This window comes from Gordonia sp. QH-12, assembly GCF_001578675.1.
Lineage (GTDB): Bacteria > Actinomycetota > Actinomycetes > Mycobacteriales > Mycobacteriaceae > Gordonia > Gordonia sihwensis.
In genome coordinates this window covers 1-15,195 of record NZ_KQ969282.1, presented here as the reverse complement: position 1 = coordinate 15,195, position 15,195 = coordinate 1, and the positions used below count along the sequence as shown (strand labels likewise).

Sequence of the window (15,195 nt, the reverse complement as noted above, 5' to 3'; positions counted from 1 at the left end):
TCACGTCGTCAACCGCGCACGTCCCGGCGCAGCGGATGGTCCGCGGGGATCTCGACCACGATCAGGCGGCGCCCATCGGGATCGGCCACGGTCATCTCGATCAGGCCCCACGGTTTGGTCTCCGGTTCGGCGACGATCGGGACCTGTTCGGCGGCGAGGGCCTCCCGGGTGGCGGCGATGTCGCGGACTTGCAGCCACAGCACGTCACCGGTCTCGCCGGCGGCGGTGGCGGCCATGTGCGCGGGAATCTCGATCAGACCCGTGCCCGCGTGGAAGACGGTGCCGCCCGGGTACTCGCGGGCCACCGCCAGTCGCAGTCGGTCGCGGTAGAAGGCGGTCAGCGCCTCGGGGTCGGGTGAGATCAGCAGGGTCCGGCTCGAAAGGATCTCCATGGCTCCACCGTAGTCGTGGGGCCTACCCTGGTCGCATGCCCAAGGCCCAGTTCAGCGCCGGAATCCTGCTCTACCGCCGTCGGCCGGCGGGATTCGAGGTGCTGCTGGTGCATCCGGGCGGCCCGTTCTTCGCACGCAGGGACGACGGTGCGTGGTCGATCCCGAAGGGGCTGATCGACGAGGGCGAGGAGCCGCTCGCGGCCGCCCGCCGCGAGTTCGCCGAAGAGACCGGTCGGCCTGCGCCCGACGGCCCGGCAATCGACCTCGGCGAGGTCCGACTGCGCAGCGGCAAACGCGTCGTCGGCTTCGCACTCGAGGGCGATCTCGACGCCGGCGCCATCGTGAGCAACACCTTCGAGACGGTGTGGCCGCCCAAGTCGGGCCGGGTGCAGGAGTTCCCCGAGATCGACCGTGGGGAGTGGTTCGGGGCTGACGCGGCGCGGATCAAGCTCAACGCCGCCCAGGCGGTGTTCGTGGAGCGGTTGGCCGAGGCGCTGAGCGTATGACGTCCGCGGCGCCGGTGACGTCGATCCCGCCGTCGGTGAGACCCGGCAGCCACGGGAGCCGAATCGGTGCGCGGATCTGGCGTCCGGTCCGCAGGTCGTACTCGCCGTAGGCGGGTTCGTCTCGCCCGGATACCACGAGCACCTTGGCTCCGCTCACGAACATCCTGGTCGTCGAGTGGGCGCCGGGGAGTTGCCAGACCTTGTCCGGCGCCGCGGGTTCTCCGGACACCGGTGACCGGTACACCCCGTTGTCCGAGCCGATGAGGTACACATCGTGGTCGAGACGGGTGAAGGCCTGAACATGGCCGCGCAACGGATGATCCGGCCCGGCCAATTCGCGAGACACCGTTCGCCCGGTTTCGGGATCGATGGACATCAGTAGCGGGCCGGTGTCGTCGTCGATCGGTTTCAGCAGCGTGATGAGGTCGCGACCGTTCGGGGCGCAGACCGCCGGCAGTCGGGTGAAGACATCCGCAGGCAGGTCGACCGCGACGCTCGCGCCAGGTTCGCCGAGGCGCCGGAGCTGGACGCGTGACGAGGGGCGTCCGGTCTCGGTGGTGGCCGCGTACCAGCCGTGTTCACAGTGCGCGACCATGGCGAGCCGGCCCGGGATCTCGGATCCGAACGGCTTGCGGTGGGGATCGACGAGCACGTACCGGGTGGTGTCGAAGGTGTTCCACATGACGGCGTGCCCGGTGTCGGGGTCGGTTGCGGAGCCGACGATGCGTCGGCGGCCTCCGGGGCCGGTCACGGTCTTCTCCCCGGGCCGCAGCACCACGGCACCGCTTCCGGCGATGCCGAAGATCCCGTCGCCGAGCCGCGCCACGGTCGAGTCGTACTCGCTGCCGCCGGTGATCCGGCCGACCTCGTCGCCTTTCGCGTCGAACGCGACGATCACGTTCGCGGCCGAGGTCGGGTTCGGCAGAACCACCTGACCGACGGAGATCGCCGCGATCGCGGTCGGCGGGAGTTCGCCCATGTCGGGCGGTGCCGCGGTGCACGAGGCTACGCCCGAGACCGTCGCGATCGCGACCGAGGCGAACAGGGACCGTCGTCGAAGGCGCATGCGACATTCTTAGCCTGTCGGGCAGAACGCCGCGATCAGATCCGGTTCATCAGGTCGCCCAGTCGGTCGATCGCCAGGGCGAGATCCTCTTCGGACGCCGCGTAGCTGAGCCGGACGAAGCGCTCCGCTCCGGCGTCGCCGAAGTCCTTGCCGGGGGTCAGCGCCACGTGGGCCTGCGCGAGGGCGGTCTCGCAGAACTCGCTGGACGTGAGCCCGGTGCCCGACACGTCGAGGTAGACGTAGAAGGCGCCGTCGGGCCGGACCGGCACATCGAGACCGATGCGCTCCAGCCCGTCGAGAACCAGTCGGCGACGTGCCCGGAACTGAGCGCGACGGTCCTCGGCCACTGCGAGGGTCTCGGGCTCGAAGCACGTGAGCGCGGCGACTTGAGACGGTGTCGGCGGGCAGATGTAGTAGTTCTGGGCGAGCCGCTCGGCGACGGGGATCATCGCCTCCGGCACGATGGCCCATCCGAGCCGCCAGCCCGTCATACCGAAGTACTTCGAGAAGCTGTTGATCACGATGGCGCCCGGGTCGTCGGCCGCGACACTGCGGGGCGGCCCGTCCGGCCCGTCATCGGCCAGGCCGAGGTAGATCTCGTCGACGATGCGCCACCCTCCGCGTTCGGAGACCGTTCCGCACAACTCGACCAGCTCGGTGTGCGGCAGTGACGTACCCGTGGGATTCGACGGAGTCGCCGCCATCACCCCGCGCGTCTCGGGGCGCCATCGGTCTGCCACCGTTTGCGCGTCGAGCTGGAAACGCGTCGCCGGCGAGGTCTCCAGCAACCGCACTCGGCCGCCGAAGCTCTCGGCGAAACGCCGGTTGCACGGGTACGAGGGGTCGGCCACCAGCACCTCGTCACCGGGATCGATCAGGGCCGCGCAGGACAGGAGCAGCGCCGCCGAGGCACCGGTGGTGACCACGACGCGTTCCGGCGCCACTCGTGCACCGAAGTGCTCGGTGGTGAATCCGGCGATCGCCCGCCGCAGGTCGTCGAGGCCGAGAGCACCGGTGTAGGGGAGGGGCCGCCCGTCGCTGATGCGCCGGACCTCGCGCAGAAACGCCGGAGGCGCTCCGAAATCGGGTTCACCGAGATTGAGCTTCACGACGTGATGCCCCTGTGCCTCGAGCGCCGCGGCGTGCTTGCCGAATTCCATCGCGTAGAACGGGCTGACGGCTTCGGCGCGGCGGGAGAACTTCATACCGTCGATGCTATGCGGCGCGGTCGGCACACCAGAATCCCCGCGCACCGGTCGGCGTCGTGCGCGCGCCGGTGCGCGGGGAGTCCGGATCGATCCTCGGGCTATCGGGGTGCGGGGCTCACTCGGGAATCCAGTTGAACTCGTCCGGGTTCGGGCCGCGGCGACGGTCGGCGTTGAGCGAATCGATGCGGGACATCTGCTCGTCGGTCAGTTCGAAGTCGAAGATGTCCCGGTTCTCGACGATCCGTGACGGGGTGGTCGACTTCGGAAAGACGATGTTGCCGAGCTGGACATGCCACCGCAGCACCACCTGCGCGACCGTCCGGCCCGTCTGCGCCGCGATCGCCTTCAACTCCGGGTCGTCGAGAACGTCGCCCTGGGCGATGGGCGACCACGCTTCGGTCTCGATGCCCTTGGACGCGTTGTACTCGCGCAGTTCGGTCTGAGAGAGGTACGGGTGGACCTCGATCTGATTCACCGCGGGCACCACCTCGGTCTCGGCGAGCAGTCGCTCGAGGTGTCCGATCTGGAAGTTCGAGACGCCGATCGCACGCGTCTGTCCGTCCTCGTAGAAGCGCTCCATGGCACGCCAGGTATCGGTGAAGTCGCCGACCGCGGGCATCGGCCAGTGGACCAGATACAGATCCATCGGGCCGATGCCCAGTGCGTCGATGCTGCGCGCGGTGGCGTCGCGAGCCGCCTCCGGATCATGCGCGTTGTTGTTGAGCTTGCTGGTCACGAAGATCTCGGCGCGGTCGAGCCCGGACTCTCGGACGGCCTCGCCCACCTCGCGCTCGTTGCCGTACATCTGGGCGGTGTCGATGTGGCGATAACCGGCTTCCAAGGCCGTCAGGACGGCCTCCTTGGTGTCGGCGGGTGCGATCTGGAAGACGCCGAACCCGAGTTGCGGAATGCGGACGTCGTTGTTGAGGGTGATCTCCGGAATCGTGTTCTCTGCCATTCAACGACCAACGCCCGCGGGCCCTCTCGGTATTCCACCGGTCCGGGAGGACCCTGAACTTTCCCTGGTATCGGCGGTCGAGGGGTGACATATCGGCCGGGAGCGACCACCGTGGAGTCATGAGTACAAACCTGGAACCCCGGAAGTCCAACAGCACGTCGGTCTGGAAGATCGTGCTGATCGTCATCGCCGTGCTGATCGCCCTGTCGATCATCGGCCCGCTGCTGAAGGCCGCGTTCTGGGTGGTCCTCATCGGGCTGGCGATCGTCGGCGCGGGAGCGCTCTTCTTCGGCGGCCGCAAGTCCTGACGCCGCCCCGTACGAACGCCCGCTACTTCGGCTCGAAGACGTACTTCCCGCGAGGGTGCGCACCGAGCAGTTCGTCGAAGGCCTCGGCCGCATCGTCGAACCCGAAGGTGCGGGCGATCTCGACAGTGATCCGTCCGGAAGCGGCGTCCTCGAGGAGCGGCTCGACTGCCGCACGGCGATGGTGGCGACTCTGCTCGCTGCTTCCGTCGACGACGACGATGCCGTCGTCGACTCTGCCCCACGCGGCAACGCTCACGATCCGGTGCGGCGCGACGAGGTCGAGGGAGACGTCGATCGCCTCGTCGGTGCCGACGGTGTCGATCACCCCGGTGACGCGCTTGCCGTCCCGAGCCTCGGTGATGGCCTCGGCCAGGCCCTCTCCGTACGCCACCGGGACCGCGCCCGACTCGCGCAGATGATCGTGGTTGCGGTCGGAGGCCGTGGCGATGACCGTGGCTCCGGCGGCCACCGCCTCGCTCACGACGATCGACCCGACCGCACCGGCGCCACCGTGAACCAACAGGACGTCGTCTCCGGTGACACCGAGGGTGGCGAGCGTGTCGACCGCGGTGACGCCGGCCAAGAGCAACGACGACGCCTCGGCGAAGCCTAGATCGGCCGGCTTGCGGTGGACGCGATCGGCGTCGGCGAGGACGTACTCGGCGAGTGCGGCCGCCGCCGGGTAGACGACCACCTCGTCGCCGGCTCGGTATCCGGACTCCGCGCCCGCGGCATGGACGACGCCCGCGACCTCGGCGCCGAGCGACAGCGGGAGCTTCTCGGGTTTGGTGCCCATGACGCCGCGCACGAGCTTCACGTCGTACGGGTTGAGACCGGCGGCGCGCACGGCGACGACCACGTCGGTGGGGCCGGGGGAGGGGACGTCGACGTCGGTCACCGCGAGGACGTCGGCCGGGTCGCCGTAACCGGTGGCAATGATCTTCTTGGCCATGTCTGCTCCAACTCTCTTGTGTGTCAATCGGATTCGGCCCTGATCGTGCAGCCGGCCCGCCCTTCGCGCGCCTGGTGGGCGAAGGGCTCGTGCATGCGGGCCCTCGAATCCATCATGCCAACCGTGCCCCGGCCCGCAAACGATGCTCGCGGCGATCGCGGAACCTGTTCATCGTCGGCCTCGCGAGTTAACGTGTACTGCACGTCACACTAAAGAGGTTCGTGGATCGGAGACGGTGATGAGTCAGCGACGGGTCGACCACGAGGTGGTGATCGTCGGAGCGGGCTTCGGCGGCATGGGCGCGGGAATCGAGTTCAAACGGCTCGGCGTCGACGACATCGCGATCCTCGAACGGGAGGACGACCTCGGCGGCACCTGGCACGTGAACCACTATCCGGGACTGGCCGTCGACATCGCATCGGTCACCTACTCGTACTCCTTCGAACCCAACCCCTACTGGTCGCGGCTGTTCGCGCCCGGAGCCGAACTCAAGAGGTACGCCGAACACGTCGCCGACAAGTACGACCTCCGGCGCCATATGGAGTTCGGGGCGGTCGTCGAGCGCGCCGACTGGGACGAGGCGAAGGAGTGCTGGGCCGTGCGCACCGCCGACGGTACAGTCCGCACGGCCCGGTACCTGGTGACCGCGACCGGGTTCCTCTCGCAGCCGCACACCCCCGACTTCCCGGGGATCGACACCTTCGCGGGCGACATCATTCACACCACGGCGTGGCCCGACGGATACGACTTCGGCGGCAAGCGCGCCGCGGTGATCGGGACCGGTGCCACCGCGGTGCAGTTGATTCCCGAGATCGCCCGCACGGCGCGCGAACTCACTGTCTTCCAACGGACGCCCATCTGGGTGGTGCCGAAGATCGACTTTCCGATCCCGCGTCCCGTGCAGCATCTCTTCGCCCGGATCCCGTTGGCGCAGAAGGCGGCCCGCGCGGTCAACACCTCGCTGCTCGAGGCGTTGATGGTATTCGGGGTGCTGCACTACCGGCAGGCCAAGCCGGGCAATCGGCTCGCGGCGCTGCTCGCGAAGACCCACATGCGGCTGCAGGTGCGCGACGAGGCGATCAGGAGAGCGTTGACGCCGCATTACGACTTCGGTTGCAAGCGGCCGACGTTCTCCAACACGTACTTCCGCGTGTTCAACCAGCCGACCGTCCATCTCGAGACGGCCACGATCGATTCCGTCGTGCCCGGCGGAATCGTCCTGGCCGACGGACGGCGGGTCGACGTCGACACCCTGGTCCTGGCGACTGGGTTCAACCTGTGGGATGTGAACTTTCCCGCGTTCACGATCGTCGGCCGTGACGGCCGCGATCTCGGGAAGTGGTGGCGCGAGGGCAGGTTTCAGGCGTACGAGGGGATCAGTGTTCCGAAGTTCCCGAACTTCCTGACGCTGAACAGCCCGTACTCGTACAGCGGATTGTCGTACTTCACCACCATCGAAGGCCAGATGAAGCACATCGCGAGGCTGTTCGGGGAGATGCGCCGCCGCGGTGCGACTCGCTTCGAGGTCACGGAGCGGGCCAATGCCGAGTTCCTCGACCGCGCGACCCGAAACCTCGCATCGTCGGTGTTCTACGCCGGTGATTGCTCCACGTCGCGCAGCTACTACTTCAACCAGCACGGTGAGGCGACGCTCCTGCGGCCCAACGCGACCCTGACGACGCTGTACGAGCAGGCCAACTTCCCGGTCAGTGATTACGTGTACTCGTGATCTCGCGGCACCGGTGGGGGAGGGGTATCGCCTACGTCCGTCAGACCTGACCCGGCGATCATAGGGCGTCCAGAACGCTCGATGACCAAGTGGCGGCGATCGAGCAGGCCATGACCCGGGCTGAGGCCTCCGAGACACAGCCGGTGGTCGTCGTGGCGCACAGCGGAGCCAATTCTCCGATGAGCCTTGTGCTCGATCGCCATCCCGGACTCATCGGCCGGGTGGTGTGGGTCGACAGTGGGCCGGTCGCCTCCGGCAGCGTCTTCGCACCGGATGCGTCCGACGACTCGGACGAGCTCCCCCTGCCGCCCTTCGACGTGCTCGGGCAGCAGGCCAATCTCGAGGGCCTGAGCCCCGACGCTCTCGACCGTTTTCGAGTCAGGGCAGTGCCGGAGCCCCGGTCCGGTGCTGCGCGGGCGCGTGGAACTCACCGACGACGCGCGTCTGGCGGTCCCGGCCACTCTGGTGTGCTGCTCGATTCCGGCAGCGCGGATCATGGAGTCGGCCGAAGCGGGTCACCCGATGTTCGCCGAGGTGTTGAACCTCGAGAACGTCGACTTCGTCGACCTGCCGACCGGACACTGGCCGATGTGGAGTCGTCCCGGCGACCTCGCGCGCATCCTCGCCGCGGCGGCTGCCCGACTACCGCTCAGCGCCCGTACCGCTCGCGGTACTCGTCGTGAATCGAATCGGCGCGCTGGATCCTGACCTTGTCGAGCAGCGCCGGGTCGAGGCCGTTGTTGACCAGCAGATGTCGGCGGTAGACGCGGCTGAGCGCCACCTGGAAGTACAGGAACGGGATCAGTAGCAGAACCACCATTCCCAGCTTCACCCACAGCATCCCCGGAATGAACATGAAGGCGACGAACAGGGGGATCACCGGCAGCAGCCCGCGGATCACGTAGCGACGGATATGTCCCGGACCGGTGAGGTCCTCGACGATCCAGTCCCGCATCGATCCGGGCAGCGGTCGGCCGAGCAGATAGCCGATCTTCTGCAGGAATCCGGGACGTTCAGGGCTCATGGCCACCGACTATCCCACGGTTCCGACGGGTTCGAGAAGTTCGGGACCGTCGTTTGCGACACGGTTCACCAGGCTCGACACCTCGCGGATCTCGATCGCCTCGGCCAACTCGGCGGCCGGCGGCGCCAACAGATCGGGATCCGCGCGGTGATCGGGATCGAGCCAGGCGTCCCAGAACTCCACCGGCATGATCAGCGGCATTCGGTCATGGACTTCGCGCAACGGCCCCACCGAGTCGGTGGTGATGATCGTCGTACTCGAGATCCACTGCGAATCGTCGCCGGCGGCGCGGGCCTGCGCCGGCCGCCACGCCGCCCACAGACCGCCCATGAACAGGCGGGTGCCGTCGGCGGGCGTCATGTAGAACGGGACCTTGGTCGGTTTGCCGTTCGCTCCCGGCGGACCGGGCTTCCACTCGTACCAGCCGTCCATCGGCACCAGGCACCGCTTGCCTCCCAGCGACCCGCGGAAGGCCGGTTTGTCGGCGAGGGTCTCGGCGCGTGCGTTGAACAGCAGCGGCCCCTTGCCCAGTTCCTTCGTCCACGACGGCACCAGGCCCCACCGCATCGCCCGCACGCGCCGCGCGGGGATGTCGTCGGGCCGACCGTGCTCGTGGCGTTGCACCACCGTCATCACCGTCGTGGTCGGCGCGACGTTGTACGACTCCCGTACCGTGTCCGCAGGCACCTCGTTCACCGCGTCGATCTCGGCGGCGAGTCTGGCCGGGTCGGTGGTCACTGCATAGCGTCCGCACATCCTTCAATGCTGGCACGCCGGAACAAACTGCGCGGACGGGTTGTTGACCGAGTCGATGAGCGAACGACCCGACTCGGGTGGACGGACTGAAGGAGGTGGCGCAGGCGTGGCTGCAGCAACCCTGGACCGTGGTGCGACCGTGCGTGGACGGCCGGAGGGCGCCCGCGCGGCGCGTGGATCGCTAGACTTGGTGGAGCACATTTCCGGCGAAGGGAAGTTCGTGTCATCTGACAGTCCAGCACCGGCCGAGACGCCCGAGCAGCTCACCGAGCGGTTCGAGCGGGACGCGTTGCCCCTCCTCGACCAGATGTACGGTGCCGCGCTGCGCATGACGCGCAACCCGGCCGACGCCGAAGACCTGGTGCAGGAGACCTACATCAAGGCGTTCTCGGCGTTCGCGTCGTTCCGCGAGGGCACCAATCTCAAGGCCTGGTTGTACCGGATCCTGACGAACACCTACATCAACTCCTACCGCAAGAAGCAGCGCCAGCCGGCGCAGTATCCGACCGACGAGATCACCGACTGGCAGCTCGCGGCCAACGCGGAGCACACGTCCACGGGTCTGCGTTCGGCGGAGATCGAGGCGCTCGACGCGTTGCCGGACGACGAGATCAAAGAGGCGTTGAGCAAGCTGCCGGAGGACTTCCGGATGGCCGTGTATTACGCCGACGTCGAAGGGCTCCCGTACAAGGAGATCGCCGAGATCATGGACACCCCGATCGGCACCGTCATGTCGCGTCTGCACCGCGGCCGCCGCCAGTTGCGCGATCTGCTGGCCGACGTCGCTCGGGAGCGTGGTTTCGGACGGACCAGCGAGGTGGCGAAATGAGTGGCGCCGGCGAGAGTGAATTCGAGAACCTGGACTGCTCCGCGGTCCTGGCAGACATCTGGCTTCTCCTCGACAACGAGTGCGACGCCGGTGCGCGCGAGCGACTGGAGGGCCACGTGAACGCGTGCCCGTCCTGCCTCGAGCACTACGGGGTGCAGCAGCAGCTGAAGGAGCTGATCAGCCGCAAGTGCGGCGGGGACCACGCCCCGGACGGTCTGCGCGAACGGCTCCGCGTCGAGATCCGCCGATCGGTGAGTATCCGGCAGACGACGTACCGCGTCGAGTCCGACTGACACCGCGCCAGAACAGACGAAGCGGCCCGGATCCCCTCGAGGAGCCGGGCCGCTTCGTCGTCGTTGAGTGCGACGACTCAGGCGTTGGGACGCTTGCCGTGGTTGGCTGCGTTCTTCTTACGACTGCGCTTCTTACGTCCGCGCTTACCCATGACGGACCTCCTTAGATCGTGCGGGCCGGTATGCGACGACGATTATTTCACGTCGCCGGGCGCGGACGTTAATCACGACGACAAGCGAACGCGCCGAACGGCCGCTCGGTTACCATGTCATCCATGGCGGAAGACGTGGTCAATGAAATCGTTGCGACTGTCCTCGAGGTCTCGGCGCAAGCCGGTCAGCGGGTCGACGTGGGCGACACCCTCGTGCTGCTCGAGTCGATGAAGATGGAGATCCCGGTGCTGGCCGAGGACGCCGGCGTGCTCTCCGAGGTCAAGGTCAACGTCGGCGACGTGATCCAGGCCGGCGACATCATCGCCACCTACGAGAAGGACTGACCACCGTTACGGGCCGCCGCACCGATTCGCTCTGAACCGCGCCCATGGCGACACTCACTGATCTCCTCGCCGAGCACACGACGCTTTCCGCGGCGGCCGCCGAGCACCTCCAGCGGCTGGTGGCCGAATGGCAGTTGCTGGCCGACCTCTCCTTCGCCGACTACCTCCTCGCGGTCCGCGATGAGGACGGTCGTGCGGGCGGAGAGCCCCCGAGCCTGGTCTATGTGGCTCAGGTGCGGCCGAACACGGCGTCGACGGTGTTCCCCCGGGACGAGGTGGGGCATCGGGTGGACCGGCCGGCGAGTGCCCAGGGCGCCAACCCGCTGATGGCCGCGGCGCTGCGGTCGGGGGTCATCGAGCGCGAGGGCATCGCCACCCGTTTCGGGAACGTGCTCATCGAACGCACCGCCATCCCCGTCGGTTTCGACGGCGAGGTGATCGCGGTGCTCGGCCGCGCCGGCGACGCCTCCGATCCGCGTCCGCCGTCACCGCTCGAATCCGCGTACCGCGACGCCGCCGAGGCGCTCTGCCGGATGGTCGTCGAGGGTGCCTTTCCGCTCGACGAGGCCAATACGCTCGGACTGTCGACGCCGCGGGCGGGTGACGGGTTCATCCGCATCGAGGTCGACGGCTCGGTCACGTACGCCAGCCCCAATGCACTGTCGGCCGTGCACCGGATGGGCTGGACCACCGACCTCGGCGGCTCGCGCATCGCTGAGGTTCTCGCCGCCCTGCTGACGGATCCCTTCGAGTCTGCCGATGCCGAGGCGATGATCGCCGCGGCCGCCGGAACCCCCGACGGCGCCTGCCTGCCCTCTCCGGATATCGCGCTGCGGATGGAACTCGACGCGCGCCGTGCCACCGTGCTGCTGCGGGCGGTGCCGCTCCGATCGGCGGGGCAGTCGCGGGGAGCGGTCCTGCTGATCCGCGACGTGACCGAAGTGCGCAGGCGCGATCTCGCGCTCATCAGCAAGGACGCGACGATCCGCGAGATCCATCATCGCGTCAAGAACAACTTGCAGAGTGTGTCGGCGCTGCTGCGCCTGCAGGCGCGCCGTTCGGGCAACCCGGAGACCACCGCGGCCCTCGGAGAAGCGGTACGGCGCGTCTCGTCGATCGCGCTGGTGCACGAGATGCTCTCCGGCAGCGTCGACGAAGAGGTGGACCTCGACACCGTGGTCGACCGACTGGGGTCGTCGCTGGTGGACGTGTGGCTGCCCGACGGCGGTACGCGCGTGACGGTGCGGCGGGAGAACCGACTCGGAGTCCTGCCCGCCGATCTGGCCATGCCTTTGGTCATGGTGCTCACCGAGGTGATCCAGAATTCGATCGAGCACGGCTTCGCTCCTGGCCAGGACGGTGCGGAGATCGTGGTCGGCGCGATCCGCGACGTGCGCGACCTGCAGGTGACGGTCACCGACAACGGGTGCGGTCTGCCGGAGGGGTTCGATCTGGCGGCTTCGGACCGGCTGGGACTGCAGATCGTCCGGACTCTGGTGTCCAACGACCTCGGCGGGCAGATCGAGATCGCACCGGTGCCGGAGACCGGCGGCACCCGGGTGCGGCTCGACATTCCCCTGCACTGAGGAGCCCCGCTGAGGACCGACCTCCACTGAGGACATGGACGCGACCACGAAGGGAGCCCCCGGTCTCGGACCGGGGGCTCCCTTCGTGAACTGGGTCGCGTCAGACGGCGCTGCGGGCGCGGGTACGCGCGTTGCGGCGCTTGAGCGCGCGACGCTCGTCCTCGCTCATGCCGCCCCAGACGCCGGCGTCCTGACCGGTCTCAAGGGCCCATGCCAGGCACTCAGCGGTCACCGGGCAGCGCTGGCAGACCAGCTTCGCATCAGCAACCTGGGCGATCGCCGGGCCCGACGTGCCGACCGGAAAGAACAGCTCCGGATCCTCGTCACGACAAATAGCCTTGTGGCGCCAGTCCATTACGTACTCCTTCTAAACCTGCGGCGTTGTCGCGCACGCATGCGTGATCGTCAAAATTCGACTTGGGCTGCAATACCGAATTCACCTGGCTTGGGGCGCAGGACGTCGCTTGGCAGGGGGTGGGTGATTGCGTCAACAACTGTTGTACTACTGTGCATCGCCGCTTGGCTATAGCTGCGCGGCGAATGCCGGATAGATCACAACAGGTTGGCAAGCGGCCCAACACGTGCTTACCGGCCAGTAGCGCAGGGGTTAACCGGCCTTCTGCGCCGCCACCACATCCAGTACTGCGCGACGGTAGCCGAACTCCATCTTGTCGTAAACGCCCAGGTAGTCGCCGTCCATCTGGACGTCGGCCGGCTCGGGTGAAGTGAATCGGACCCATTCCACATCGTCGTCGCGATACAGATGGTGAGCCCTGGGTTCGGTGCCGGCCAGGAGGCGAGCGCCGAGCACCACATTCCGTGCCACGGAGACCGACGTGGCGGCGAAGATGCCGAGTCCGTGGTCGAAGTCGGTGTGTGGATTCGTCCGGATCTCCCGGGTGCCGAAGTAGGTCCACGGGCCGGTATTGCTGACGAAGCCGAACCGCACGCCGTCGATCGCGGGGCGTCCGGGGACTTCGACGGTGAACGTCGGGGGAGTGATGGAGGGTTTCACGAACGAACTGACCGTGGTCCGGAAGTAGCGACCCGCGGTCGCCTTCTTGCCCTTGTGTCGCAGTTCCTCCATCCGGCGGACGACGATCGCGTCCATGCCCATACCGGCGTTGAAGAGGAACCAGCGGTTGAGTGTGTGGCCGAGGCTGATCGAGCGGCGTTCGCCGCGGTCGAGTATCGCCATGAGTTGCGCGGTCGCGGTCAAGGGGTCACGGTCGATCCCGAGGGCCCGCGCGAAGACGTTGGCGCTTCCTCCGGGAACGACGCCCAGAGCCGGCAGGCTCGAAGGAGGGCGGGACAAGGAGTCCGGGGAGCCGAGGATGCCGTTGGCCGCCTCGTTCACCGAGCCGTCGCCGCCGTGCACCACCACCGCGTCGTAGCCTTCGGCGGCCGCGCGCGCCCCGAGTTCTCCGGCGTGGCCGCGATGTGTGGTGTGTTCCACATCGACGTGATATCGGGAATCGAGAGTGTTGGCCAGCGCGTCACGTCCCTCAGCAGTCGTGAAGGTGGCGAACGGATTGGTGATGAGCATGACGCGCACGAGGCATCACACTATCGGGCACGAGCCCGATTCACGAGTCGGGGGTGCTCGGCCATACCCTGGAGTAGTGAGCAGTTCTGATCCCATCCGCCGAGTTCCCGGCGTCCCGAGCACCCTCCGCTGGGCGGGCTACGTGACGGCGGTCCAGGGTGCACTGGGTCTCATCGTCGCGGTGGTCCTTGTGATTCGCGAGATGGCAGGGCACCACGAGGCCGCGATCAGCGGGTACGGCACCGCCGCGTGGTTCGCGGCGATCGGCGGCGGCGTCTTCGCGGGAGGCCTCGCCCTGACTCGCGGACGGCGCTGGGGTCGCGGGGTCTCGTTGATGGCGCAGATTCTGCTGTTGCCGGTGGCCTACACCCTCATCACCGGCAGCGGACTTCCCCTCATCGGGGTGCCGGTCGCGATCGTCGCGCTGGCGGTCCTCGTGCTGCTCTTCGCGCCGGCGTCGCTCACCTGGCTGAATGCGGACGATCTGCCGCCGGACGCGTGAGCCGGACGTGTGACCCGGACGCCTGATCCCGGTGGTATGAGGGACGCCACCGTATGGTGGTGGCCATGACGCGCACCCTTGCCATCGCGAATCAGAAAGGTGGAGTGGCGAAGACCACCACCACCGCGTCGATCGGCGCCGCCCTGGCCGACGAGGACGTCTCGGTTCTCGTGGTCGATCTCGATCCCCAGGGCTGCCTCACTTTCTCGCTGGGGCACGACCCGGATCAGCTGACCAAGTCGGTGCACGACGTGCTGATCGGCGCCGAGGACATCGCCGACGTTCTGCTCGATACCGACGACAATGTGACCTTGTTGCCCGCCACCATCGACCTCGCCGGTGCCGAAGCGCTGCTGTTGATGCGGCCGGGCCGCGAATACGCGCTGAAACGGGCCTTGGCGGAGGTGGCGCAGGATTACGACGTGGTGCTCATCGACTGCCCGCCGTCGCTGGGGGTTCTGACGCTCAACGGACTCACCGCTGCCGACGAGGTGGTGGTCCCGCTGCAATGTGAGACGCTCGCGCACCGCGGCGTCGGACAGTTGCTGCGTACCGTCACTGAAGTTCAGCAGATCACCAATCCGGACCTCAAGATGCTCGGTGCGGTCGCGACCCTGTTCGATGCCCGGACCACCCACAGTCGCGACGTGCTGTCGGACGTCTCGGACCGCTATGCGCTGCCTGTGCTGGACCCGCCGATCCCGCGGACCGTCCGCTTCGCCGAGGCCTCGGCCTCCGGTGCGTCAGTGATGCGCGGGCGGAAGAACAAGGGCGCCACCGCGTACCGCGACCTCGCCGACAACCTTTGGCAGTCGTGGAATGGTGCCGACGTCCGGACGTATGAGTTGGAGATCTAGCGAGGCGAACTGTCGGTCGATTGGTTCGGGAGTTCTGTCAGACCCCCTTGGTAGTGTTCGGATAGGTCAAGAAAACATGGTGTGACCAGCTGAAACACTCGGGGGAGGTGGCGGCGATGAGCGATTCGATCACTGATTCGGTCGCGACTGTCGTTGCCACAGGTGCGCTGCCGGACCAGCCCGCGG

General features: G+C 67.7%; 19 protein-coding genes. 10 read left to right on the top strand and 9 right to left on the bottom strand.

Translation table 11 applies throughout. From position 1 onward, the window contains the following. Positions 1-8: 8 nt before the first annotated feature. Complete coding sequence (locus tag Y710_RS00095) at positions 9-392, bottom strand: VOC family protein (RefSeq protein ID WP_006895547.1); 384 nt, start codon at positions 390-392, stop codon at positions 9-11. A gap of 35 nt (positions 393-427) precedes the next feature. Here Y710_RS00095 and Y710_RS00090 point away from each other — a divergent pair, with 35 nt between their 5' ends. Beyond that, positions 428-898, top strand: coding sequence for an NUDIX hydrolase (locus Y710_RS00090; RefSeq protein ID WP_006895546.1), 471 nt, complete (start codon positions 428-430; stop codon positions 896-898). Here the strand turns inward: Y710_RS00090 and Y710_RS00085 are convergent. From Y710_RS00085 to Y710_RS00075, 3 genes are all read right to left on the bottom strand, one after another. Further along, on the bottom strand, positions 843-1,964 hold the full coding sequence (locus Y710_RS00085; protein ID WP_006895545.1) for a hypothetical protein: 1,122 nt from the start codon (positions 1,962-1,964) through the stop codon (positions 843-845). The two genes, Y710_RS00090 and Y710_RS00085, sit on opposite strands and share 56 nt — an antisense overlap. Positions 1,965-1,999: 35 nt before the next feature. Beyond that, a complete protein-coding gene (locus Y710_RS00080; protein ID WP_006895544.1) occupies positions 2,000-3,169 on the bottom strand; it encodes an aminotransferase class I/II-fold pyridoxal phosphate-dependent enzyme in 1,170 nt (389 codons plus the stop codon). 118 nt (positions 3,170-3,287) lie between these two features. Beyond that, on the bottom strand, positions 3,288-4,130 hold the full coding sequence (locus Y710_RS00075) for an aldo/keto reductase (RefSeq protein ID WP_006895543.1): 843 nt from the start codon (positions 4,128-4,130) through the stop codon (positions 3,288-3,290). Between the two features lie 119 nt (positions 4,131-4,249). Between Y710_RS00075 and Y710_RS00070 the strand changes: the two genes are divergently transcribed. Continuing rightward, the gene (locus Y710_RS00070; protein ID WP_039867048.1) at positions 4,250-4,438 is read left to right on the top strand and encodes a hypothetical protein; all 189 of its coding nucleotides are present in this window, start codon (positions 4,250-4,252) and stop codon (positions 4,436-4,438) included. 22 nt (positions 4,439-4,460) lie between these two features. Here Y710_RS00070 and Y710_RS00065 read toward each other — a convergent pair whose 3' ends face one another. Then, positions 4,461-5,390, bottom strand: a complete 930-nt coding sequence (locus Y710_RS00065; RefSeq protein WP_062365833.1) for a quinone oxidoreductase family protein — start codon at positions 5,388-5,390, stop codon at positions 4,461-4,463. A 238-nt stretch (positions 5,391-5,628) separates the two neighbouring features. On the opposite strand from Y710_RS00065, the gene Y710_RS00060 reads away from it, so the two are divergent. Continuing rightward, positions 5,629-7,119 (top strand): flavin-containing monooxygenase, encoded by a 1,491-nt coding sequence (locus tag Y710_RS00060; RefSeq protein ID WP_006895541.1) that lies wholly within the window; start codon positions 5,629-5,631, stop codon positions 7,117-7,119. A gap of 405 nt (positions 7,120-7,524) precedes the next feature. Then, the gene (locus tag Y710_RS19005) at positions 7,525-7,827 is read left to right on the top strand and encodes a hypothetical protein (RefSeq protein WP_231875640.1); all 303 of its coding nucleotides are present in this window, start codon (positions 7,525-7,527) and stop codon (positions 7,825-7,827) included. Here Y710_RS19005 and Y710_RS00050 read toward each other — a convergent pair. Both Y710_RS00050 and Y710_RS00045 read right to left on the bottom strand, forming a co-directional pair. Further along, entirely contained in the window at positions 7,769-8,143 is a 375-nt protein-coding gene (locus tag Y710_RS00050; protein WP_045537954.1) for a DUF5313 family protein, read from the bottom strand. The two genes, Y710_RS19005 and Y710_RS00050, sit on opposite strands and share 59 nt — an antisense overlap. A 9-nt stretch (positions 8,144-8,152) precedes the next feature. Further along, complete coding sequence (locus Y710_RS00045) at positions 8,153-8,899, bottom strand: SOS response-associated peptidase (protein WP_006895538.1); 747 nt, start codon at positions 8,897-8,899, stop codon at positions 8,153-8,155. A 40-nt stretch (positions 8,900-8,939) separates the two neighbouring features. Here Y710_RS00045 and Y710_RS00040 point away from each other — a divergent pair, with 40 nt between their 5' ends. The 4 genes from Y710_RS00040 (at position 8,940) to Y710_RS00025 (ending at position 12,104) form a co-directional block, all read left to right on the top strand. Continuing rightward, positions 8,940-9,728, top strand: a complete 789-nt coding sequence (locus Y710_RS00040; RefSeq protein ID WP_101841536.1) for a sigma-70 family RNA polymerase sigma factor — start codon at positions 8,940-8,942, stop codon at positions 9,726-9,728. Continuing rightward, entirely contained in the window at positions 9,725-10,021 is a 297-nt protein-coding gene (rsrA, locus tag Y710_RS00035; protein ID WP_045537950.1) for a mycothiol system anti-sigma-R factor, read from the top strand. Before Y710_RS00040 ends, rsrA begins: the two co-directional genes overlap by 4 nt. A 275-nt stretch (positions 10,022-10,296) precedes the next feature. Further along, positions 10,297-10,518: a biotin/lipoyl-binding carrier protein gene (locus Y710_RS00030; RefSeq protein WP_006895535.1), complete on the top strand. Its 222-nt coding sequence runs from the start codon at positions 10,297-10,299 to the stop codon at positions 10,516-10,518. A 44-nt stretch (positions 10,519-10,562) separates the two neighbouring features. Further along, positions 10,563-12,104 carry a sensor histidine kinase gene (locus Y710_RS00025; RefSeq protein ID WP_062365830.1) on the top strand — a complete coding sequence of 514 codons (1,542 nt, stop codon included), beginning with the start codon at positions 10,563-10,565 and terminating at the stop codon, positions 12,102-12,104. 100 nt (positions 12,105-12,204) lie between these two features. Here the strand turns inward: Y710_RS00025 and Y710_RS00020 are convergent, their stop codons facing one another. Both Y710_RS00020 and Y710_RS00015 read right to left on the bottom strand, forming a co-directional pair. Next, positions 12,205-12,459, bottom strand: a complete 255-nt coding sequence (locus tag Y710_RS00020; RefSeq protein WP_006895533.1) for a WhiB family transcriptional regulator — start codon at positions 12,457-12,459, stop codon at positions 12,205-12,207. Positions 12,460-12,711: 252 nt separating this feature from the next. After that, positions 12,712-13,659: a diacylglycerol/lipid kinase family protein gene (locus Y710_RS00015; protein WP_006895532.1), complete on the bottom strand. Its 948-nt coding sequence runs from the start codon at positions 13,657-13,659 to the stop codon at positions 12,712-12,714. Between the two features lie 67 nt (positions 13,660-13,726). On the opposite strand from Y710_RS00015, the gene Y710_RS00010 reads away from it, so the two are divergent. Further along, positions 13,727-14,152 (top strand): hypothetical protein, encoded by a 426-nt coding sequence (locus tag Y710_RS00010; protein ID WP_039867043.1) that lies wholly within the window; start codon positions 13,727-13,729, stop codon positions 14,150-14,152. A 65-nt stretch (positions 14,153-14,217) separates the two neighbouring features. Further along, complete coding sequence (locus tag Y710_RS00005; RefSeq protein WP_039867080.1) at positions 14,218-15,009, top strand: ParA family protein; 792 nt, start codon at positions 14,218-14,220, stop codon at positions 15,007-15,009. Positions 15,010-15,195: the final 186 nt, after the last annotated feature.